Source organism: Flavobacterium sp. GQ95 (assembly GCF_059758655.1).
Genome location: NZ_JCAXEB010000001.1, coordinates 137,993 through 159,274, shown reverse-complemented (window position 1 = coordinate 159,274; position 21,282 = coordinate 137,993). Strand labels below are relative to the sequence as shown.

The window sequence follows — 21,282 nt, the reverse complement described above, 5'->3', positions numbered from 1 at the left end:
ACTATGCAATCACGTAGAAAATTTATAAAAAACACGGGAATTTTTTCAGCAGGATTATTGGCAATTCAAACCGATGTTTTCGGAATGCAATCGGATGCTTTCAATTTTGCCCTTAAAGATTTTATTAGCAAAAGACCTCCATTAGCAGAGCGTAAATTTACAAGTCCGGCCATTGAAGCAGCAATTACCAGAATTAAAAAACAAATTGCAAATCCGGAACTGGCGTGGTTGTTTGAAAACTGTTTTCCAAACACGCTGGATACTACAGTTGATTTTGAAATTATAGATGGAAAACCGGATACTTATGTAATCACCGGAGATATTGATGCAATGTGGTTGCGTGATAGTACAGCCCAAATCTGGCCTTATATTCCGTTTGTAAAAGAAGATAAAAAACTGGCAGAATTGGTAAAAGGAGTAATCAACCGCCAAACCAAATGTATTTTGCTGGATCCTTATGCAAATGCTTTTTATAAAGATTTCACCAAAATAAGCGAGTGGAAAAATGACATGACCAAAATGCAGCCTGGTATCCACGAACGCAAATGGGAAATTGACAGTCTCTGTTACCCAATAAGATTGGCGCATGGATACTGGAAAGAAACCGGTGATACCAGTTTGTTCGACAGCAAATGGAAAGAAGCGATGCTTTTAGTGTTACAAACTTTCAAAGAACAACAACGCTGGCATGATAAAGGACCTTATACTTTTCAGCGTGAAACTGCCTGGGCAACAGATGGCGTACCTTTAGGAGGTTATGGATATCCGGTAAAACCTTGCGGATTGATTGTTTCTACTTTCAGACCAAGTGATGACAGTACTTTGTTTGGATACTTGATTCCAAGTAATATGTTTGCGATTGAAGTATTGGGTTATTTAATCGAAATCTTCTCTTTGCCGTCAATGTTAGACAAAGATTTGGTGGCTAAGGCGAAAGAATTAAGAGAGCAGGTTCAAAAAGGATTAGAGGAGAACGCAATTATTGATCATCCAAAATTTGGTAAAATCATTGCTTTTGAAGTAAACGGATACGGCAGTTTTCATATGATGGATGATGCCAATGTTCCATCTTTATTGTCATTACCTTATTTAGGAGCAATTGAACCTGATAGCTCTTTATATTTAAATACCCGAAAAGTAGTGCTTTCAGAAAATAATCCATTTTTCTATAAAGGAAAAGCTGGGGAAGGCATCGGCGGGCCGCATACTGGAGCTGATACGATTTGGCCAATGAGTATTGTTTTGAGAGCAATTACAAGTGTAGATGAAAAAGAGATTAAAGCCTGTATTAGTAATTTGATTAAAACAAATGCAGATACTGGTTTTATGCACGAATCATTTCATAAAGATGATGTAGCTAAGTTTACCCGAAAATGGTTTGCCTGGGCAAATACGCTTTTTGGAGAAATGATTGTTCATACGAGTATCAAATATCCTCAGATTTTAAAAGATAAGAATATCTAAAATTAAAAATTTAAAATATGCCATCAGGAAATTAAGTATTAGTTCTTAATATCTAATGGTTCAATTCAAAAAATAAGATGAATAAAGAATATGCCGTAGGAATAGACATTGGAGGAACACATATTACCGCAGCGATTATAGATATTGTAAACATGAAACTGATTGATTTTTCACTGCATAAAGAATCTTTTGATTCTAATTTGCCGGTGAATCAGGTCATGTCTATTTGGGAAAAAGCGATTCGTACTTCAGTCGAAAATTCAAAAGTAGAAGAGATAAAAGGACTTGCTGTATGTATGCCAGGCCCGTTTGATTATACGAACGGACTCTGCTGGATAAAAGACCAATCAAAGTATGAACATTTTTATGGTTTAAATGTTCGTTATTTATTTCAGGGCAGTCTTAACCTTTCCAGTGAATTTCCCATCCTTTTTGAAAATGATGCTGTTTGTTTTGGAAAAGGTGAAGTTTTTAAAGATTCGGCAAATCTTTCTAAAAAGGTGATGGCCGTAACACTCGGAACCGGACTTGGGGCGTGTTTCATCGATAAAGGAGTTTCAATTGTTTCTGGAGAATTGGTTCCTGCAGATGGGGAAATTTACAATATTCCTTATAAAGATGGCATTGCTGAAGATTATGTTTCTGCAAGAGGTCTTTTGTCGGCTTATAAAAATTTAACTGGAAAAAATCTTAATAATGGATTAGAGCTTTTTAATCTGGCTGTCGCCGAAGATAAAGTTGCCATAAAAGTATTCGAAGCAATGGGAGAAAATTTGGCAGAAGTTGCTATTCCATGGTTAGAAAAATTTGAAGCTGATAGTTTTATTATTGGCGGAAAAATAGCTAATGCAAGCGAATTTTTTCTGGAAAGTTTCAAGAAAAAAATTAAGGAATCAGGCCTTGAAATTATCGTTTCGGTTTCTACAGATAATGAAGCTGCGGCTTTATTAGGTGCGGCGAGTATGCTTTATGCAGTTTAATTTTGGACTGAAAATTTAGATGGACATCTTATAGTAAACCAAGACAGCATCATAAAAAATGATGCTGTCAGGCTACCAAAAAATGAAAAAACTAACCCCAAACTAATTATTTCTGTTTTTTGAGCTTTTATATATTAGTAACGCTTTTACTTTTTAGAAAATCCCACACTTTCTGCTTTTTGAAAACTTTCAATTACCGCCTGATAATTTGGCATAACGCTAGAGTAGGCTTCAGCAAATTGTAAAGCATCAGGACGTTTCCATGTTTTTTGAATTTCGCTGCAAACGGCTGTTGTGCTTATTGGTATTACGCCTGCTAGTGATAATCTTGCAATGGTGGCTTGTGATGACAAAGTACTCATATCTCCTGAGGAATCAATAACAGCAAAGACTTCGTAGCCTTCTGAAACCGCTGATATAGATGGAAAAGCGACACATACACTGGTTAATACTCCTCCGATAATTAATTTTTTCTTCCCTGTTTTTTTCACAGCTTCAACAAATGCCGGAGTATCCCAGGAGTTTATTTCTCCATTTCTGGGTACATAAACAGCATGAGGAGCATATTTATGAATTTCAGGCATTAAAGGACCATTCGGACCATTTGGCTCTGAAGCAGTTGTTATTACAGGAATATTTTCTATGGCTGCAATTTTAGCTAACGTGGTGACATTGTTACGCAATGCCGTAACATCGATGTCTTTTACAGTTTGAAACAAACCACTTTGATGATCGATAAGCAGGATGGCTACGTCATCTGAATTAATTCTGGTTACTACTGACATTTTTTTAAATTTATTTGTTGTTGTTAAGTTTTATAGTATTTATGCTAAATGTCCAAATTTGTCCATGTTTACATCGTTAATGGCCTGAATAATTTCTTCCTCTGTATTCATCACAAAAGGACCGTGAGCAACTATTGGCTCATTGATAGGTTCTCCACTTAAAAGGAGTACAATACTATCTTCAAGTGCTTTGATAGTGAATTCCTCACCTTCGTTTCCGAATAATAAAAAATGATCTGTTGGCACATTTTTACTGTCATTAACCCTGATGCTTCCTTCAATTACAAGTAGTGCAGAATTGTGATTCGCCGGAAAATTAAAAGCTGCCGATACGTCTTTGTTTAGTTTTGCATTAAACAAATTCACAGGGGTAAAGGTTGTCACTGTTCCTGAAGTTCCATTATATTCACCTGCAATTACTTCTATAATCCCGCCGTTATCAGGAAGTTCGTGTTTATTGATTTCATTGTTAGCAATTCCCTGATATTTGGGTTTTGTCATTTTATCTTTTGCCGGGAGATTTACCCAAAGTTGGACCATTTGAAAATCGCCACCTTCTTTGCTAAATTGCTCTTCGTGGTATTCTTTATGTAGAATTCCGGATGCGGCAGTCATCCATTGTACATCTCCTTCGCCAATTACACCGCTATTTCCGGAACTGTCATGGTGTGCTACTTTTCCTTTATAAGCGATTGTAACTGTTTCAAAGCCTCTGTGCGGATGCACTCCAACACCTCTTACTGTTTTGGTGGGCGAAAAATAAAATTTCGAATTATAATCCATCATGATAAACGGACTCATTCGCTCCATGCTCATTCCTTTTCCGTACGGAATAAAATTATGTACCCTAAAACCATCGCCTACCATATGTGGTGCAGGTGGTGATAATACTTGTTCTATTTTTTTAGTTTTCATTTTGCTGTGATTCTTTATTGTGAAACAATGAGTTAGCCTGATATTCGGGATGTCTGTCTATATAAGATTTTATATAAGGACAATAAGGTTTTACTCTAAGATGATGCTCTTCTGCATAATCCAGAACGTATTTTGCTATGTAGCCTGCTATTCCTCTTCCTAGTAATTCCGATGGAACTTCGGTATGGATATACGAAATGTCTCCATCAAACAATTTATATTGTTCAAACGCTATCTTTCCGTCTAAATGAATTTCGAAGCGTTTGTTTTTTTCGTTGTTTAGAACTGCGTATTCCATGGTGTAATTTTTTAGTATTGTAAAATTACTTTGGATAAAAAAGGAAATACTTGATCTATGATAAGAAATACAAAAGGAAGAAAATGCCTGAATACAAAAATAAATTTGTACACGGGAAGGAATGCAGTAATGGCATTAAGGTTTCAAAATTTAATTTGAAACAGCGATAAAGATGATAAGTATCTTACGATTTGAAGTTTTTTCTTGCTAGTTCTTTTCGGACCCTGCTTAAGCTTTCAGGGGTAATGCCAAGATAAGAAGCGATCATTTGAAGTGGTAATCTAAAAGTAATATCACGATGTGTTTCTATAAAGTCTAAATATTTTTTTTCGGCAGTGGCGGCCAATAAATAGTTTATTCTTTTTTGCATCTGTCTAATGTTTTTTTGCAGAGCCAGGGCATTAAAAGAGGCGAAGTTTTTCGAAACTTTTTCTGCAGTTTTAATAAATTCCTTATTGATATAAACGATTTCAGCATCTTCAATTACATCAATAAATAATTCTGAAGGTTCATCAAAATAAAAACTGCTTCGATCTGCAATCCACCAATTTTCAGAAGCAAACTGAATGATATGATTCTTTCCCATTTCATCTACAGTATAGGAACGCAACATTCCTTTGCAAACAAAAAAAGCTCTGTTGCAAATTTGATTTTCCTTTAATAAAAGGGTTCCTTTTTTTGCTTTAAGCGAATAGGCTAAATGTTCTAATTCTTTATACTCGGTCTCTGAGATACCCGTATTATCTATGATATATTTTTTAAATTGTTCCAGCATTTGAGTCAGGAGATTTATTTAAAAGATTAATTTAGATGCCAAAATTTGTAAATGTTAGAAGTTTTAAAGTACAAAAAATAATCTAATAAATTTGATCTCGGATAAAAGAAGTAAAAGTATTATATAAAAAAAGCTCCAGATTTCTCTGAAGCTTAGAATAGTAACGGATAGTTCAGGAACTGTTAGTCGATGTAAATATCCTGATATGCTGTAATACTTAAAAATTAGTATTAACTTTTTTAGAACGATCTGCAATGTGTGAAATAAGCCAGATTGTTTGTCCGTCTTTCACAAAGTATATTTTTTTTGTCTCTAAATTTGGAATACTTTCAAGGAGGCTCACAAGTATGTTATTTGCAGAAATAAGATATTTTTGATCATATGTACTCAAAACTCTGGCTGCTTCTTTATTGGTTTTAGCCAGGGTAGTGAATTTAGTAAAATTGTTTTTCAGAATTGCATCGTAATTAAGGACGTCTTCCATATTTAAAGAAACATAATGCTCTTTAATGTTTTCATTATAATACAATGTTGCAAATGCCCAGACAGCTCCGCCTGATAAATAGATTTTATCTTTTTTTAATAAAAGAGGATTTTTGTCAAGCAAATCTTTGATCTTCTTACGCAGAACCGAGTTAAAGTCAAAAGATTTTTCCTGATATACAGACATATCATTAGCCTGATTTTGATTGGCAACCGTTTTTTGTACAGCATCAGTAAGTGTCATTGTACCGAAATCCAGTTCCAAAGGTATGAACTCTAATTTATCATCTTCAAGTTCATCGATGTATCCTCCTTTAGTAGTTTGAGCACCGATATCAAGCAGGAATGCGTTAGCATAATCTACAGGTGGAATAGCACCCTTAACCAGCGTTTTAGGCTCTTCATTAACATTAAGTATGTCAAGATTTTTCCTGGTTAAAGAAGTGATTTTATTTTTTAAAACATCAATGTTACGGGCAGATGCAAAAACCGGAGCGGCTACTATAAATATGTTTTCTTCAAGAAGCTTAAAATCTGTTTTTATTTTCTTCAATTGAGTAACAACTGTAATACTGGCTTTATCAATATCTTCCTGAGTAAGTTCGCCATTAGCAGTAATATGGTCGGCAAAACTAAATCTTTCAGTTGCGAAGTACAAAATATCATAATCAGCTTTTCTGATATTATTTACATCCAGAACTGAAACTTTTATAGCTCTGCGCCCGATTTCAATTCCGGCGTAAAGATTTTTTTGAGCAAATGAATTAATGGAAAAAAATAAATTTAAAAGAATAAAAAATAAAATTTGGGATTTGTTTTTTTGAAGCATTGGATTTAATTGTAGTTATGGTATTATTTATTTTGAATAAAGACTTTAGGGCAATAGTGGTATTTGTGTGAAAGTCATAATTTTGAATTAAAAATAACAGGTTTCAATACAGGATTGCAAATTTATAAAAACATTTACTAACATAAACGCAGTTATTAAGAAAACATGTTATTTAATTATTAATAATAATATTTCAAAGTTAATGCTAATGCTATTTTAGATATCTAATCTGCTGAAAAAGAGTGATGAGCTGAAGTAATTGAGGAAAGATTGAATAGTAATGTTCTTTTATTCTTTGAAGTGTTTTTATGAAAAGCTGTGCAAATGTCTTTGACTTTGCCCAGTTTTTTTAGCTCTTATGGAAATTAAAACCTGATAAAAGTCTCTGGACTTTCTACGATTAATTATCAAAAATCTGTATAATTTATATTAAATTTAGTTTTAAAGTCGGAGACTTTGAGAGGTTTCCGTTTTTCAATTATATTTTTTGAAATGATGCAAAAGTCAGGAACATTGCAGCAGCGGTAGTGAGAACACTTTGAAGAGCGAGGGGTTTATTCAAATTACAATAAATATGCTTTTTAGAGCGTAAGTTTTGAAATAATTAAAAAGATAAAGACTGTTCAAATAAACAGTCTTTTTTTGTCTTACTATTTTGAGATTAGTAAGAAGTATTAAAAAACACTCAATAATTATTTTGGCTGTTTGTTCGGTTCCTTCTTTTTCATTGTCTCCAAAATCAGGAATACCTTTTTTAAGTCTGCAACAGAGTTTGCAGCTGCAAAGGCGTGAATGTATTGGTTCCAGCCTTCATTGCTTCCGCTTTCAATAATCGACTGAATAGAATAGTTGCCTTTGCAATTGTAGACGGTCCAGTCTGCATTTTTGTTTAGGATTTTACTCTTTATTTTTTCTGTTTTGCAGCTGTCACTAGCTGTTCTAAACAGACTCGGGTGATTGCCAAAATAGAAACCGCCTGAAAAAGCTGCTGTGGCTGTCGTATCTGTAGGATAGAAATAATAAACGGAGAAATCAGGTCCTCTATTTTCCTTAATTGAATATTTTTTTGGGATGGAAATATAGTAATTGCTTTCTCCTATTTGTTTTTCCGTTAATTCTTTTAAATAAGGATTCTCTACAATATGCTTTGTTTTTTTATTATCAGAACATCCTAAAATGGTTAAGATTAAAAATATAGAAAGAAATGGAATTTTCAGATTTGTATTTGTACACATTTAAATAAAGATTAGTGAATTTTATTTACCCATTGCATAAGTAATACCTCCAAGCAAATGCTGCACGAAAAGAGGATCGCTGTAGCTTTCAGAGCTATGTCCCAAAGCAGTGTAAAACACCTTGCCGCCATCATATTCATGATACCATGCCAAAGGATGATTGTTGCCATGTTTGCCGCCTTTATAGGAAGACTCGTCAATTTTTATTAGCACATTTACATGTGGATTTAAATATTTAAAATTGTACCATTCATCTTTTCTTTCCCAAATTTCCGGAAGATGTTTTGTAGAAGGATGTTCATGATAGACGATTATTAGTTTAGCATTTTGCGGTTCCGGATGTCCGTCAAAAACACCGCCGATCATTTGTGTGTACCAAGACCAGTCTGGTTCGCAGTTTGTAGCCGAATGAATGCCTACAAAACCATTTCCTTTGTGTATAAATTTTTGCAAAGCCAATTTCTGATTTTCGCCTAAAACATTCCCAGAAGCACTTAAAAATATAACAGCTTGATATTGCTTTAAGTTTTTTGAATTAATCGCAAGAGAATCTTCAGTAGCATCTACCATAAAATAATTATCCTGTCCTAATTTTTTTATAGCTTCGATTCCGGCAGTGATGCTTTCATGCCTGAAGCCATTAGTTTTAGAAAAAATCAGCACTTTTTTGATTTTATAAGAAGCTGTTTGCTCTGCGTTTTTTTGATAGAAAGAAACTAGAAAATAGCTTGTCAGCAGAATAGCAGTGTAGAAAAAAGATTTTTTAATTGATGACAGTTGATTCATTTGGCAAAGTTTTATTTTTTGGGAAGATAGAAAAAATATCCTTTTGAGAAAGATTTTGTGTCACATGAGATTTTATTATGTTTACTTCCGCTCTTTTAAGTGTGCCTCATGAAAAGCTTTGCATTCTATGACTAACGGGACAATTCCCGAACCATTTTAGGGATGATATAAAGAAGTTGATAGATTTATAAATTACTTTACTTTGAACTAACACGCTTTTGAGGCAGTCTCTGCTCATCTTTAATGCTGAAAATTATTATTCTATTTATACCTGCTCAAATCCAGATTAAGAATAGTACCCACTCTGCTAAACTCCTCATTAATCTTTGCATTCAGGATTAGCTGTTCATTTTTTATTGGATGATTGAAAATTAATTGATGTGCATGAAGCATCATTCCCTTCAGGTCATAATTCTCCAGCCATAATTTATTTTGTTTGTTACAACCATGTGGACGACTTCCTAAAATGGGATGAAAAATATGTTTGAAATGTTTTCGTAATTGATGCATACGTCCAGTTTCAGGAATCGCTTCTACCAAACAATATCGTGATGTTGGTTGATTATTAAATTCTAATGCAACTTCGGCATTTTGCAAACGATGAAAGTATGTTATTGCATTTTGTTTGATGTCATCATCATTAGTTAAATCATAATCAATCGTTAGTTCTTCGGGTGACCAGCCACGTAAAATTGCTAAATATTTTTTTTCGACTTCGCGTGCGGCAAAACGATCATTCATAATTTTCAAAACGGCTGCATCCAACGCAAATAATAAGACACCAGATGTTTTGCGGTCTAACCGATGAACAGGATAAACGTGTTGCCCTATTTGGTTTCTCAATTCCTGAATAGCATAAACTTTTGCATCGCGCGCATAAAATGATTTATGAACCAGCAATCCACTTGGTTTATTAATGGCTATAATATATTCGTCCTGGTAAAGAATTTCTAACATTTGGCAAAAGTAAAAGAGATTTTGAGTAAAATCACTTTTATAACCGATTTGTTTCGATACTTTTCTCTGCTGTCGCAAGCATCCCATTTGTGAACGCAACAAAAACTTTAGAATTAAAAACTGAATTCGTATATTGTTCTGCTAAAATTGACTATGCCAAGCATATACATTTTAAAATTTCTGCCTTCAAAGGTTTTCAGTTCATTTTAATAGAAATAATCTAGATTATGAAAAATTCATTAATGCTCTTCATTGCATTCTTAGCTTTTACAGCTTGCTCAAAACATCAGGAAAAAAAAATTATTACGATCACTGGAATAGATTCCACATTGCGACCTGGTAATGATTTTTTTAAATATGTAAATGGCAAATGGTACGATTCTGTATCAATACCTGCATCTCAATCGGGAGTTGGTGCCTATATGTTTCTGAATTACCCACAACGAATGCGCCTGCAGGGAATATTGGACAGTCTTTCGCAAAGCAAGAATCCGGCAGGAAGCATAGCACAAAAGGTAGGAGACTTTTATGCATCAGGTATGGATACTTTAACCATTGGTAAACGAGCTTATGCACCAATCAAACCCCTGCTTGCCAAAATTGAAACCATTAGCGATTTACCGTCCTTAATGAACTTTGTAGTTAATCAGGTAAAAGTGGACAATTCTTCTATTATAGGTTTTGGAGTGGGACCTGATGATAAAAACAGCAGTATGAACATTGCCCAAATCTATCAAACAGGGATCGGTTTGCCTGACAGGGACTATTATTTCAAATCAGATTCATCGACTGTTGCCATACAGGAAGCGTACAAAAAATACCTTGCTACATTATTTCAACAAACAGGCAGCAATGCCAAAGAAGCTGAAAAGAATGCTAATTTGGTTTACGATATTGACAAACAACTCGCTGTTTCACATAAAACAAAAGTTGAACTTCGGGATGTGCAGGCAAATTATAATAAAATGGCTGTAAGCGACCTTGTAAAAAGGCATCCTAACATAGACTGGACTACTTTTTTAAATAATTTAGGTGCTCAAACCGATTTCATTAATGTTGGTCAACCTGCCTATTATGATGCCCTTAATAAGCTTTTAAAAACCATCCCCATTAATAATTGGAAAATTTACCTGAAAGCACATTCTATAGAAAGATATGCAGATGATTTAAGTAAACCTTTTGCAGATGCCTCATTTGAGTATACCAAAGTGCTTTCTGGTCAGGCTGTTCAAAAAACACGTGGCGAAAAAATGGCTAATGTCGTTGACAATTACTTAGGCGAAGCGTTGGGTCAATTGTATGTAAAGAAATATTTTTCAGAAGATGCTAAAAAACGTATGCTAATCCTCGTGAATAATCTGCAAAAAGCGTATGCCAAAAGAATTGATAACCTCGAATGGATGAGTCAGGTTACGAAACAAAAAGCGAAAGAAAAATTGGCAGCCATGACTAAGAAAATAGGATATCCGGATAAATGGAAAGACTATAGCAAGGTACGCATAGCAAGGAATACCTATTTTGAGAATATGGTTTCGGCCGCTACAGCCGAATATGAATTTCAATTGGCAAAATTGGGTAAACCAGTCGATAAATCACAATGGTATACTACAGTTCCAACAGTTACAGCATATAATAACCCTACTGCAAATGAAATTGTTTTTCCTGCAGGTATTTTACAACCCCCATATTTTGATAATAATGCAGATGATGCACTTAACTATGGAGGTATTGGAATGGTTATAGGTCACGAAATAACCCATACTTTTGATGATCAGGGTGCTCAATATGACAAAGATGGAAACTTAAAAAACTGGTGGACAAAAGAGGATTATGCACAATTTAAGTCAAGAATACAACAGGTTATCGATTTGTATAGTACCTATACCGTTTTAGGCGATCTACACATTAATGGCGCAATGACTGTTGGTGAAAATACGGCGGATATTGCCGGAATAGCAGTTGCCTATGATGCCTTCAAAATGACCGAACAAGGAAAAGGAAATACAAAAATTGACGGTTTTACTCCGGACCAACGCTTCTTTATTTCTATAGCCAAAATATGGAGAGTAAAAATGAAAGATGAGTTCCTCCGTTTGTGGATTAATAATAATCCACATTCTCCACCAAATTGGCGTGTTAATGGTCCCTTAATGAACACTACACCTTTTTATGAAGCATTTAATGTACAACCTGGAGATAAAATGTTTTTGCCGAAGAAAGACAGGATAACAATTTGGTAATAACTTATCTATCAGAAGTTTTTATGAAAATCTGCGCAAATTTCTCTGTGAACTTTGCGCAGTTTTTTTTTGTTTCTTAGAAATTGTAAATTTTGTAAAAGTCTCCTAATTTTTTATGTTTTAGATTAACCCAAAAACTCCAGATTTCTCTGAAGCTTTGTCTTAGTAGTTCGTCCCGAAGAGTGATTTTTTGAAGAACGAGAAAAAGGCATTATGCGCACTTCTCTGGCTATGTCCAATAACTTGCTTTACTTTTTTTGTTTATCAAAATATTTTAGTTCAACTAAAAAAAAATTAAATAAGAATATTTATAAAATGGATTATCCACCTTTAAAAAAATGAAAGAATATATTTTGCAAGAAAAATTTTATTTATTGAAATTTAATAAATATTGTAGTAAAACATCCCTTATATTTGTTAAAAGAAATTATTTAAAACACAAAATTAAGCTGAAAAAAGGTATACATCATATTTCTATATTTTAAACAATGTTAGATGTTTTACAAGCAGGCCTGTGTTTTAAAATTAGTTAAATCATTTTCAATAATATTTTTTGGTCACTAATAGAAGGTTAATTAATGAAAGCAATAGAAAAAATTCAATACCAAAATAAATTTAACCAACGAAGAGATTCAAATTATGAAGAAAAAATTATTTTTAAAAGCTTTGTTAACAAATGCAGCACTATTAATTCTATTACTATTTTTATCAAACTGCCAAGATAGGGACGATATTTTACAAGAAAATGATCATAGAGCTCCAGCAATTTATAAAGAAAAAATAGGCGATTATTGGAATCAATTAAAAATTGGTTCCGACGTGGGACAATTATCTAAAATCGAAGAGTTGTCTATTGCGATCGATACTAATAGTATAAAAATATATGATTTAAGGACTACAGAAAAACTATTAATTGCAGATGCTAAACCATTAAATGGATTAGAAGGAAGTACTAAGATTATTTTTTATTTGAACGAAGATACAGTAGTTCGTTCAAATATTGTAACATTAAAAAATAGTCAGGCTAATAATAATATTAATAACGTTATTTTATCTGTCTTAAATGCGGATAAAAATGATTTTAACTACTCTGGTGAAATTACTTTTTTGAGCCTCTCAAAAACAAAATTGCTATATAATAAATATGATAAGGGTGAGATAATTGAAAATGGAACTTTAAGTGGTACTACTAATAGTAGGAAATCTGGCAAAACGCAAGAAAGCTGCGTAGAATATTGGTGGATAACCAGATATGGAGGTGAAATAATTAGTCGGGTTTATTTGTTCTCAATCTGTGACTGTAGCGGTGGCGGCGGTGTTGGCGGTGGCGGTGGCGAATTGGATTCCAAAATGAATAATTGTGGTGGATCAAGTGTTTTTTTGGGTGGACCAGGTGCATCTTCTTCTACTACTTACAAACCTAATTTTCCTTCAAATCCTGAAAACAATCGGACTTATAGGCATACTGATCCTGACGGAGTTTGTACAGAATATATTTTCAATATTGATACAAATTCATGGCAAATTTTGCAGGTAATCCTTCCTAATATTATAATTGCTAATAACAAAGATAATTATGGCATTTTAGAATACCAATGGCCAGTTAATAATCAAAAAGTGTATGACCCCAATACCCACATATTTTACACGTATGAGCAAGGCTCAGATTCTTGGATTGGAATTCCGGCAACTAATCTACTGATTGCTGAAGCAATTGAAGAAAAGATTGACGACACTCAACTTGATCCTTGTCCAAAAGCAATTTTAAATAAATTAAAAAATACTACAAATTGTGATATTGCTAATATCTTTACTAAGTTAGGAGCTAATAATATATATAATGTTACTATTATTTCTGGAAATGCAGGGAATGTACCGGCTAAAACAATTCCAGTTTCACCCAATAATTATAAGATTACTATAAATAACGAGAGCTATACTTCTTCTACGCAATTGTATAAAGCTGCTAATTTATTACATGAGATAACACATGCTTTCTTTCTGAGTTTAGTGGAAGATTACTATGGCTCAGAAAATCCTGCGGTATTTAGTGAATTTTCAATACTTTTTCAGACTTATGTAGATACAAAATATCCACAAAATACAGAAGACAAACAACATGAAGAAATGGCTAATACTTATGTAGAAGCTATTGGTATAGCGTTACAAGAATTTCAGACAGGAGTTTCTTTAGCAAATGGAGTAAAACCAGATCAAATCTATACTGATTTAGCATGGGGAGGATTGAGAGATGCCCCAATTTATGGAAAAATATTTCCCTTAGGAAGCGCTGAAAGATTAAGAATTGACAACAGGCTGGCTGCTGAGCAAAGTGGTCATGAAATAGGTGCCGGTACTGCACAACAACAAACCCCAATAGGTCAACCCTGTAATTAATGTAATTATGAAAAAAGTATTATACATATTTATCATATCACAATTTCTTTTTAATTGTGCTGTAAATAAGGATCCAAACGCTCCTATTAATGATTACATTTCAAGTTTGGATTTGAAAGATTCAGACAAGATTATGATTATTCAGGAAAAAATCAATAATAATGTAACGATTGATATATTTAAAGGCAAAACGTTTTATTATACTGGAATTAATAAATATGTGAAAGTTGAAGGAGTTAAAGAGCCTTTGTATGATGAGAAGAACTGGGAGATAATGAAAAGTAAATATGAAAATAAAGAGATAAAAGATCAATGGATAAAAGGTGATTATTGGGCTTTAAAAGATTTTAAACATCAAAATATTATTTTTATAAAACAAGAAAAATTTCCTAATCCTGGCAAATATGAGAAATTTGATTTTCAAGAAAACTACAGCGTTTTTTCATTCTCAGATATAATATATTATAAACATAAAAAGTATGCCGTATTTACTATAAAATCAACAACCACTGATTATAAAAATATTGATGCAACTTCTATATTAATTTTGACAAAAATTAAAGGTAAATGGACTGTCTTCATAGAGGTAGGAGATGGTATATATAGATAATAAATTTTAATAATTTTAGAAAATCCTGATCCAGTTGCAATTGCTGATACACAGCAAATCAGTAAAAATAATTATCTTATAACTATTAGTGAATCATATATAAAAGGGACAGATAATAACGAAAGACCACCTACAGATTTATCAATAGCCTCAAAAATAATTCACGAAATAATTCATGCTCATTTCTTTGCATTGTATGATGATTTTCACAATAACGGTGACATATGTGCATATGATAATTATGATTGTTTATGGAATATGTTTCTAAAAATTTTCAGGGAACGACAGATCCTCAGCATTCGCAAATGTTTGAAAATTATATAGATATAATGGCAAGTTCTTTGCAAGAGTTCCAAACTGGAATCGCGGTCTCTAGTACAGGAAAAGCAGAGCTTTTTTATCACGATCTAGCATTGTCAACTATGGGAGGAACATAATTTTTAAAGAACGTTATCCTTTAGATTACAACGCCCCCACTTACCCAGAAAGGAAAAGAATAACTTATATCAGTGAAGCCGAGGAAGATAATAAAATTATTGATGATGCACAAAATGGAATATATAAACCCAAGGGAAAACCATGTCCTTAATAAATTTTCGAGATGAAAAATTATCTATACTGTCTATTTAGTTTGTTATTTATTTCTTGTGCTTCTAAAAGTATAGAGAGCCAAGTTATAAACGATTTTATAAAAGAGCAAGCCGGCTTAAAATATTACTACAATATAGTTGTAGAAGAGGCACCATCACGGATGCTTCCTTTGGAATATTATGAAAAAGCCTATCAAGATAGAAATATTCGCATTGGTGATAAGATAAGAATAATGCCTAATGGCCGTCGTCCTTATACTTGGCCTATAGATACTTTGGAAATCAAAACTTTAAAAGAAAAATACAAAAATGATACAATTACTTATTATTGGAAAAAAAAGGATTTTATCAAAGAAAATTTTGCTGGTAAAGATTTTAAGATTTTAAAAATGAATCAACGTCTTCCAAATACTCCAGAGTTCACAAAATATGAAGGAGGTGATGGTTTAATAATTTCAAGGCCAATAATAGTAAATAGCAATAAATATGCTTTGTTTTATTATTGTCCTTATTCTATTGGTGGCCACACTGGTGGAAGTTGTCAAGCTATTTTGACGGAGAACGTAGATGGAAAGTGGAAAACAATAAAAACTTACTCGGATCCTAATGTTATTAATTAAGGCCACAATTGCAATTTAATAATCCTAATACTCTTCCTGATGCTCATCATGAAAAAATTGCTGACAAGTATGTTAATGCAATAGCATCGCTTATTCAAGAATTTCACACAGGCGTGCCAGTTAGTTCAGGCTTTCCTTATCAGGTATATTTAGATCTCGCATGGGGCGGGCTTCAAAATACAACAATATTTAATAAGAATTATTCTAATGGCCCTAATCGTAAAAATTATAAAGATCGAGAAAGAATTTTAGGAAGAATAATTGCAGAAAAAAAAGGAGAAGTATACGGTATTAATTCTCCTATAGGTACACCTTGTAAAAAATAAAATCATGAGACAATTAAAAAAAACATTTCTATTAATTCCTTTTTTTATTTTATCATGTGCTAGCGCACAACATATAGAAAATTATGAACCTATTAATGTGTTTTTAGCAACACAAAAATTCGACAAGAGTAAAAAGTACATTTTACAAAGAGACAAGGAAGCAAATAAACAAGCTCTAAGGATTTTTAACAGAGGTGAAGGGCCTGTTCATGTGGTAGATGTAAAAGATCCTAGAGATTACACTGAGGGGCTATTTGTAGAAAAACATTGGAAAAAAATGTATGATGAATATGCTCAAGATACAATAAAATCATATTGGAAAAAAGAAGATTTTCCTCAATATGATTTTATATTAGAAAATAAAGAGGTTTTATTTAAATCTGCATTTTATGATAAATACATGAATAGTAGAATAGAGGATGTTGTCATTATATCTGAACCAATGTATTATATGGATAAAAGATTTATCATGTTTTATTTTAATATTTCATCTTTTTTTGGTAGTAATCAGCCACAAGTTGTAATTATGAAAAAAGAAAATGAAAAATGGGTTGTTTTTGGGGCAATAGGTGATTATATTTTTTATTAATTCTGCCACAGAATGTAATAATAGATGCAATTTATTTGCTGAATGTTTACACTAACTTTAAAGCGAAGTTAAAACAACAATCTGTTTATGTAAACTAATTTCTTAAAGCCATAATGTAGTTCAAGAAATAATGTTCAAAACAAAAAGAGACCATCGAGTCTCTTTTTGTTTGAATTAATATATTTTTATAAAAGCTTTTTTGCTTAGTATATTTTTGAATTACTTATTTGATTAATTGTTCAAGCCTTACTATCATTTCATCTTTCTCTTTCAGCATACGCTCGTATAAAGCAATTTTTTCTTCATGAAGCTGAATCAATTTGTCAATCGGATTAACATTAAATATAGCACTATGACCTGTATTTAAGAAAGCTCCGTTATCAAATGTATTTGAAATAATATTTATTGCCTGTTCCTCATCAAAATTCTGAAAAGCTTCAACTGGAATCTTTAATATTGCTGAGATTTGATTAAGTAAATCATCTTCAATTACATCTTTTTGCTCCAGCATAGAAATTTTCTTTTGATTCCAGTCATTTCCTAGATCAAAAGCCAATGCTTCTTGTTTGATGCCAAGCATCTCTCTAAAACGTTTAACGTTTCTTCCCCTGATGTACTTTCTGTTCCATAATGAGTATCAATTTTTCTAAAGGCTCAAAGATAAAGCCATTTGGCTTAAAAAATTTGAATTTCAAAGATAAAAAAATATCCTCCAAATATCCGTTTTTTCAGATGTTATGTCTGTTTTTGCTCTACTCCGGCATAAATCCTTTCGTGTGGCACCAGGTGAATAGACAAAGAATTAAAAATATAATAAACAAAAAAAGCTCCAGATTTCTCTGAAGCTTTGTCTTTGTAGCGGGAACAGGACTCGAACCTGTGACCTTCGGGTTATGAGCCCGACGAGCTGCCTACTGCTCTATCCCGCGATGTTTCGGGTGCAAAGATACGCCGTTTTTTGAGAAATCCAACGAAAACTTTAAAAAATGTTTTATTTTCTGTATTGAGTTGATATGACTACCTTTGCAAAATAAATAGTACACAAATGTCACATAAAGCAGGTTTTGTAAACATCATCGGGAATCCAAACGTTGGAAAATCAACATTGATGAACGCCTTTGTTGGAGAAAGATTATCGATCATTACATCAAAAGCACAAACAACTCGTCATCGTATTCTTGGAATCGTGAACGGCGAAGATTTTCAACTTATATTATCAGATACCCCAGGAATCATCAAACCGGCTTATGAAATGCAGGAATCGATGATGAACTTTGTAAAATCAGCTTTTGAAGATGCTGATATATTGGTTTATATGGTTGAAATAGGGGAGCAGGACTTAAAAGACGAAGCTTTCTTTAATAAAATCATTTATGCTAAAATTCCGGTTTTGCTATTGTTGAATAAAATTGACAATTCAAATCAGGAACAATTAGAAGAACAAGTAGCTTTTTGGACAGCAAAAGTGCCAAATGCTGAAATTTTTCCAATCTCAGCTTTACAGAATTTTAATGTACCAGAAGTTTTTGGAAGAATTATCGAATTGTTGCCAGAATCTCCGGCATATTATCCTAAAGATCAATTAACAGACAAACCAGAACGTTTTTTCGTAAACGAAACAATCCGTGAAAAAATCTTGTTGAACTACAGCAAAGAGATTCCGTATGCAGTTGAAATCGTAACAGAAGAATTTTTTGAAGATGAAAAAATCATCAGAATCCGTTCGATCATTATGGTAGAGCGCGAAACGCAAAAAGGAATTATCATCGGACATAAAGGTGCAGCTCTTAAAAAAGTAGGAACCGATGCTCGTGCTGATTTAGAGAAATTCTTTGGAAAACAAATTCACATTGAACTAGTAGTAAAAGTGAATAAAAACTGGAGAAGTAACGCGAATATGTTGAAACGATTCGGATATAATCAGTAATATAGTTTGGGCGTGTCCCTCTGGGTCGGGCTATCCGTTACAATCTTTTGTTCCATTTCATTACACAAAAGGATTTCCACTTCTATCCCTCACGCAGCCAGAACTAAAAAGGAAATTGATTTTAAAAGAAAATAAATGAAAGTTAAAAAATCTGCTCTTGTAATAATTTCAGTTTTAGCTGTGGGTTATGCAGGTTTAAAAGTTTTAAAAAAAATAAATCTTAATCAGGATTATAAAGTAGGACAGGCACTAGATAGTTTAAATGGAGTAAAAGTGTATTATAATGGTGGTGTAGACAATGTTTTGGGTAGAAACGTTACAAAAGATAATTATAATTTAGGACTTAAATATCAATGTGTTGAATTTGTAAAAAGATACTATTACGAATTTCTAAATCATAAAATGCCCGATTCTTATGGTCATGCAAAAGATTTTTTTGATTCAAAAGTTAAAGATGGAAAATTAAATTCAAAGCGAAATTTAATTCAATATACAAATCCAAGCAAAACAAGGCCAAAAGTTGGAGATTTGGTTATTTTTTCAGGATCTGTTTTTAATAGATTTGGACATGTTGCTATAATTTCGAAAGTTTCTGAAAATGAAATCGAGATTATTCAGCAAAATCCTGGACCATTCAGTGGTTCAAGAGAAAATCTTGAATTAGAAACTCAAAATGGAAATTATAAAATAGATAATGATAGGTTATTGGGCTGGTTAAGAAAACAATAATAAGTTTATGTTTTAGAATAAATACAAAAAAGTTCTTGATGTCACCGAAACCCTAACTCTGATAGTCCCGAGGCTTCGGGATAAAAGATTGAAACGGATAGCAGGAAATTGCTCCTGAAAAAACTCCTTAAAATAACAGGATAAATAATAAAAATCTTAGGTACTTAGAAACATGGCAGATTAGCCACTTTTTTACCTACCTTTGCAAAAAATTAAAATAAAGCATTTGGGATTTATAAGTGATTGATTATGGGATGCTAATAATCAAAAAGTCTAAAATCTGAAATCAAAAATTCAAAAAAATGAATAACATTGTTGCGATAGTAGGAAGACCTAATGTAGGGAAATCAACCCTTTTTAATAGGCTGATACAAAGAAGAGAAGCTATTGTAGATTCGGTTTCTGGAGTTACCAGAGATAGAAACTACGGTAAAAGCGAGTGGAACGGAAAAGAGTTTTCTGTAATTGATACCGGCGGATATGTTCGCGGATCTGATGACGTATTTGAAGGTGAAATTCGTAAACAAGTGGAGCTTGCTATCGACGAGGCTGATGTTATTATTTTTGTGGTTGATGTAGAAGAAGGAATTACGCCAATGGATGATGTTGTTGCGCGCTTATTGCGTAAAGTAACAAAACCAGTTTTATTGGCTGTAAACAAGGTTGACAACGCAATGCGTGAAAAAGATGCGCTGGAGTTTTATAACCTTGGATTGGGAGAGTATTTTACTTTCGCCAGTATTTCAGGAAGTGGAACCGGAGATTTATTGGATGCTTTAATTGAATCTTTTCCGGTAAAACCAGAACCAGTTCAGGAAGAAGTAGTTTTACCACGTTTTGCCGTTGTAGGACGTCCGAATGCCGGTAAATCAAGTTTTATCAATGCCTTAATTGGTAAAGAGCGTTTCATGGTAACGGATATCGCAGGTACTACACGTGATGCAATTGATACAAAATTCGATCGTTTTGGTTTTGAATTCAACCTGGTTGATACTGCGGGAATTCGTCGTAAAGCAAAGGTTAAGGAAGATTTAGAGTTTTATTCTGTAATGCGTTCGGTTCGTGCGATTGAGCATGCAGATATTTGTATATTGGTTATTGATGCAACCCGCGGATTTGAAGGTCAGGATCAGAGTATTTTCTGGTTGGCCGAGAAAAACCGTAAAGGTGTTGTAATCTTAGTTAACAAATGGGATTTGGTGGAAAAAGACACTATGTCGACTCGTGATTACGAAGCAAAAATTAAGGAAGAATTAATGCCTTTTACTGATGTGCCAATTTTGTTTGTTTCGGCTTTAACGAAACAGCGTTTATTGAAAGCATTGGAAGCTACGGTTCAGGTTTTTGAAAATAGAAAACAAAGAATTCCTACTTCAAAATTCAACGAATTTATGTTGAAAGTAATTGAAGCTTATCCACCGCCAGCAACAAAAGGTAAATATGTAAAAATTAAATATTGTATGCAGTTGCCAACTTTAACGCCTCAGTTTGTGTTTTTTGCCAACATGCCACAATACGTTAAAGAACCATATAAAAGATATCTTGAAAATAAAATTAGAGAAAATTGGGACTTTTCAGGAGTGCCAATCGATATTTATATCAGAGAGAAATAACACTAAAATCCCCGCTACAATGGGGATTTTTTTATACCTAATTTTAATTTTTCGGAAATTATTTTTATTTAATTGGCATGTTATTTGAATAAATGTAAAAACTACAATTAAACCTTTTGTGTTTTTTTTAGTCT

The 21,282-nt window shown here is 33.0% G+C and carries 20 protein-coding genes, 1 tRNA gene and 1 pseudogene; 12 read left to right on the top strand and 10 right to left on the bottom strand.

The features are described 5' to 3' along the window. Positions 1 to 3: 3 nt before the first annotated feature. Together AC6CH4_RS00650 and AC6CH4_RS00645 are read left to right on the top strand one after the other, a co-directional pair. Positions 4 to 1,464 carry a glycoside hydrolase family 125 protein gene (locus AC6CH4_RS00650; protein WP_498099254.1) on the top strand — a complete coding sequence of 487 codons (1,461 nt, stop codon included), beginning with the start codon at positions 4 to 6 and terminating at the stop codon, positions 1,462 to 1,464. A gap of 77 nt (positions 1,465 to 1,541) precedes the next feature. Next, positions 1,542 to 2,444, top strand: a complete 903-nt coding sequence (locus AC6CH4_RS00645; protein WP_498099252.1) for an ROK family protein — start codon at positions 1,542 to 1,544, stop codon at positions 2,442 to 2,444. Between the two features lie 146 nt (positions 2,445 to 2,590). Here AC6CH4_RS00645 and AC6CH4_RS00640 read toward each other — a convergent pair whose 3' ends face one another. The 8 genes from AC6CH4_RS00640 to AC6CH4_RS00605 form a co-directional block, all read right to left on the bottom strand. Next, on the bottom strand, positions 2,591 to 3,229 hold the full coding sequence (locus AC6CH4_RS00640; protein ID WP_498099250.1) for an isochorismatase family protein: 639 nt from the start codon (positions 3,227 to 3,229) through the stop codon (positions 2,591 to 2,593). A 39-nt stretch (positions 3,230 to 3,268) separates the two neighbouring features. Further along, on the bottom strand, positions 3,269 to 4,144 hold the full coding sequence (locus AC6CH4_RS00635) for a pirin family protein (RefSeq protein WP_498099248.1): 876 nt from the start codon (positions 4,142 to 4,144) through the stop codon (positions 3,269 to 3,271). Beyond that, positions 4,134 to 4,442: a GNAT family N-acetyltransferase gene (locus tag AC6CH4_RS00630; RefSeq protein ID WP_498099246.1), complete on the bottom strand. Its 309-nt coding sequence runs from the start codon at positions 4,440 to 4,442 to the stop codon at positions 4,134 to 4,136. The genes AC6CH4_RS00635 and AC6CH4_RS00630 overlap by 11 nt, the downstream gene beginning before the upstream one ends. A 184-nt stretch (positions 4,443 to 4,626) precedes the next feature. Beyond that, positions 4,627 to 5,217, bottom strand: coding sequence for a Crp/Fnr family transcriptional regulator (locus tag AC6CH4_RS00625; RefSeq protein WP_498099244.1), 591 nt, complete (start codon positions 5,215 to 5,217; stop codon positions 4,627 to 4,629). A 217-nt stretch (positions 5,218 to 5,434) separates the two neighbouring features. Continuing rightward, positions 5,435 to 6,529, bottom strand: a complete 1,095-nt coding sequence (locus tag AC6CH4_RS00620; protein WP_498099242.1) for an exopolyphosphatase — start codon at positions 6,527 to 6,529, stop codon at positions 5,435 to 5,437. 692 nt (positions 6,530 to 7,221) lie between these two features. After that, entirely contained in the window at positions 7,222 to 7,764 is a 543-nt protein-coding gene (locus tag AC6CH4_RS00615; protein ID WP_498099240.1) for a hypothetical protein, read from the bottom strand. A gap of 21 nt (positions 7,765 to 7,785) precedes the next feature. Then, entirely contained in the window at positions 7,786 to 8,550 is a 765-nt protein-coding gene (locus AC6CH4_RS00610) for a ThuA domain-containing protein (RefSeq protein WP_498099238.1), read from the bottom strand. Between the two features lie 261 nt (positions 8,551 to 8,811). Next, a complete protein-coding gene (locus tag AC6CH4_RS00605) occupies positions 8,812 to 9,507 on the bottom strand; it encodes a pseudouridine synthase (RefSeq protein ID WP_498099236.1) in 696 nt (231 codons plus the stop codon). A gap of 227 nt (positions 9,508 to 9,734) precedes the next feature. Between AC6CH4_RS00605 and AC6CH4_RS00600 the strand changes: the two genes are divergently transcribed. The 7 genes from AC6CH4_RS00600 to AC6CH4_RS00570 all read left to right on the top strand — a co-directional run bounded on the left by AC6CH4_RS00600 (position 9,735) and on the right by AC6CH4_RS00570 (position 16,879). After that, on the top strand, positions 9,735 to 11,747 hold the full coding sequence (locus AC6CH4_RS00600; protein ID WP_498099234.1) for a M13 family metallopeptidase: 2,013 nt from the start codon (positions 9,735 to 9,737) through the stop codon (positions 11,745 to 11,747). Positions 11,748 to 12,386: 639 nt separating this feature from the next. Next, positions 12,387 to 14,144 carry a hypothetical protein gene (locus AC6CH4_RS00595; RefSeq protein ID WP_498099232.1) on the top strand — a complete coding sequence of 586 codons (1,758 nt, stop codon included), beginning with the start codon at positions 12,387 to 12,389 and terminating at the stop codon, positions 14,142 to 14,144. Positions 14,145 to 14,151: 7 nt separating this feature from the next. Then, positions 14,152 to 14,754 carry a hypothetical protein gene (locus AC6CH4_RS00590; protein ID WP_498099230.1) on the top strand — a complete coding sequence of 201 codons (603 nt, stop codon included), beginning with the start codon at positions 14,152 to 14,154 and terminating at the stop codon, positions 14,752 to 14,754. A gap of 251 nt (positions 14,755 to 15,005) precedes the next feature. Next, positions 15,006 to 15,191, top strand: coding sequence for a hypothetical protein (locus AC6CH4_RS00585; protein ID WP_498099228.1), 186 nt, complete (start codon positions 15,006 to 15,008; stop codon positions 15,189 to 15,191). Positions 15,192 to 15,355: 164 nt separating this feature from the next. Continuing rightward, entirely contained in the window at positions 15,356 to 15,964 is a 609-nt protein-coding gene (locus tag AC6CH4_RS00580; protein WP_498099226.1) for a hypothetical protein, read from the top strand. 8 nt (positions 15,965 to 15,972) lie between these two features. Next, positions 15,973 to 16,290, top strand: coding sequence for a hypothetical protein (locus tag AC6CH4_RS00575; RefSeq protein ID WP_498099224.1), 318 nt, complete (start codon positions 15,973 to 15,975; stop codon positions 16,288 to 16,290). Positions 16,291 to 16,294: 4 nt separating this feature from the next. Next, on the top strand, positions 16,295 to 16,879 hold the full coding sequence (locus tag AC6CH4_RS00570) for a hypothetical protein (RefSeq protein ID WP_498099222.1): 585 nt from the start codon (positions 16,295 to 16,297) through the stop codon (positions 16,877 to 16,879). A gap of 223 nt (positions 16,880 to 17,102) precedes the next feature. Here AC6CH4_RS00570 and AC6CH4_RS00565 read toward each other — a convergent pair. Next, positions 17,103 to 17,508: pseudogene (locus AC6CH4_RS00565) on the bottom strand (helix-turn-helix domain-containing protein). Positions 17,509 to 17,735: 227 nt separating this feature from the next. Then, positions 17,736 to 17,808 (bottom strand) — tRNA-Met (locus tag AC6CH4_RS00560). 116 nt (positions 17,809 to 17,924) lie between these two features. Here AC6CH4_RS00560 and era point away from each other — a divergent pair. The 3 genes from era (at position 17,925) to der (ending at position 21,148) form a co-directional block, all read left to right on the top strand. After that, a complete protein-coding gene (era, locus tag AC6CH4_RS00555) occupies positions 17,925 to 18,806 on the top strand; it encodes a GTPase Era (protein WP_498099220.1) in 882 nt (293 codons plus the stop codon). A gap of 135 nt (positions 18,807 to 18,941) precedes the next feature. Then, complete coding sequence (locus tag AC6CH4_RS00550; RefSeq protein ID WP_498099218.1) at positions 18,942 to 19,535, top strand: CHAP domain-containing protein; 594 nt, start codon at positions 18,942 to 18,944, stop codon at positions 19,533 to 19,535. Positions 19,536 to 19,837: 302 nt separating this feature from the next. Next, complete coding sequence (gene der / locus AC6CH4_RS00545; RefSeq protein WP_056195001.1) at positions 19,838 to 21,148, top strand: ribosome biogenesis GTPase Der; 1,311 nt, start codon at positions 19,838 to 19,840, stop codon at positions 21,146 to 21,148. Positions 21,149 to 21,282: the final 134 nt, after the last annotated feature.

Bases quoted from the DNA above. Each gene is read 5' to 3' on its own strand.
- der (WP_056195001.1), top strand. From the start codon at position 19,838: ATGAATAACATTGTTGCGATAGTAGGAAGACCTAATGTAGGGAAATCA.
- AC6CH4_RS00610 (WP_498099238.1), bottom strand. From the start codon at position 8,550: ATGAATCAACTGTCATCAATTAAAAAATCTTTTTTCTACACTGCTATT.
- AC6CH4_RS00650 (WP_498099254.1), top strand. From the start codon at position 4: ATGCAATCACGTAGAAAATTTATAAAAAACACGGGAATTTTTTCAGCA.
- AC6CH4_RS00620 (WP_498099242.1), bottom strand. From the start codon at position 6,529: ATGCTTCAAAAAAACAAATCCCAAATTTTATTTTTTATTCTTTTAAAT.
- era (WP_498099220.1), top strand. From the start codon at position 17,925: ATGTCACATAAAGCAGGTTTTGTAAACATCATCGGGAATCCAAACGTT.
- AC6CH4_RS00605 (WP_498099236.1), bottom strand. From the start codon at position 9,507: ATGTTAGAAATTCTTTACCAGGACGAATATATTATAGCCATTAATAAA.
- AC6CH4_RS00595 (WP_498099232.1), top strand. From the start codon at position 12,387: ATGAAGAAAAAATTATTTTTAAAAGCTTTGTTAACAAATGCAGCACTA.
- AC6CH4_RS00615 (WP_498099240.1), bottom strand. From the start codon at position 7,764: ATGTGTACAAATACAAATCTGAAAATTCCATTTCTTTCTATATTTTTA.
- AC6CH4_RS00640 (WP_498099250.1), bottom strand. From the start codon at position 3,229: ATGTCAGTAGTAACCAGAATTAATTCAGATGACGTAGCCATCCTGCTT.
- AC6CH4_RS00645 (WP_498099252.1), top strand. From the start codon at position 1,542: ATGAATAAAGAATATGCCGTAGGAATAGACATTGGAGGAACACATATT.
- AC6CH4_RS00635 (WP_498099248.1), bottom strand. From the start codon at position 4,144: ATGAAAACTAAAAAAATAGAACAAGTATTATCACCACCTGCACCACAT.
- AC6CH4_RS00590 (WP_498099230.1), top strand. From the start codon at position 14,152: ATGAAAAAAGTATTATACATATTTATCATATCACAATTTCTTTTTAAT.
- AC6CH4_RS00600 (WP_498099234.1), top strand. From the start codon at position 9,735: ATGAAAAATTCATTAATGCTCTTCATTGCATTCTTAGCTTTTACAGCT.
- AC6CH4_RS00585 (WP_498099228.1), top strand. From the start codon at position 15,006: ATGGAATATGTTTCTAAAAATTTTCAGGGAACGACAGATCCTCAGCAT.
- AC6CH4_RS00550 (WP_498099218.1), top strand. From the start codon at position 18,942: ATGAAAGTTAAAAAATCTGCTCTTGTAATAATTTCAGTTTTAGCTGTG.
- AC6CH4_RS00625 (WP_498099244.1), bottom strand. From the start codon at position 5,217: ATGCTGGAACAATTTAAAAAATATATCATAGATAATACGGGTATCTCA.
- AC6CH4_RS00630 (WP_498099246.1), bottom strand. From the start codon at position 4,442: ATGGAATACGCAGTTCTAAACAACGAAAAAAACAAACGCTTCGAAATT.
- AC6CH4_RS00570 (WP_498099222.1), top strand. From the start codon at position 16,295: ATGAGACAATTAAAAAAAACATTTCTATTAATTCCTTTTTTTATTTTA.
- AC6CH4_RS00580 (WP_498099226.1), top strand. From the start codon at position 15,356: ATGAAAAATTATCTATACTGTCTATTTAGTTTGTTATTTATTTCTTGT.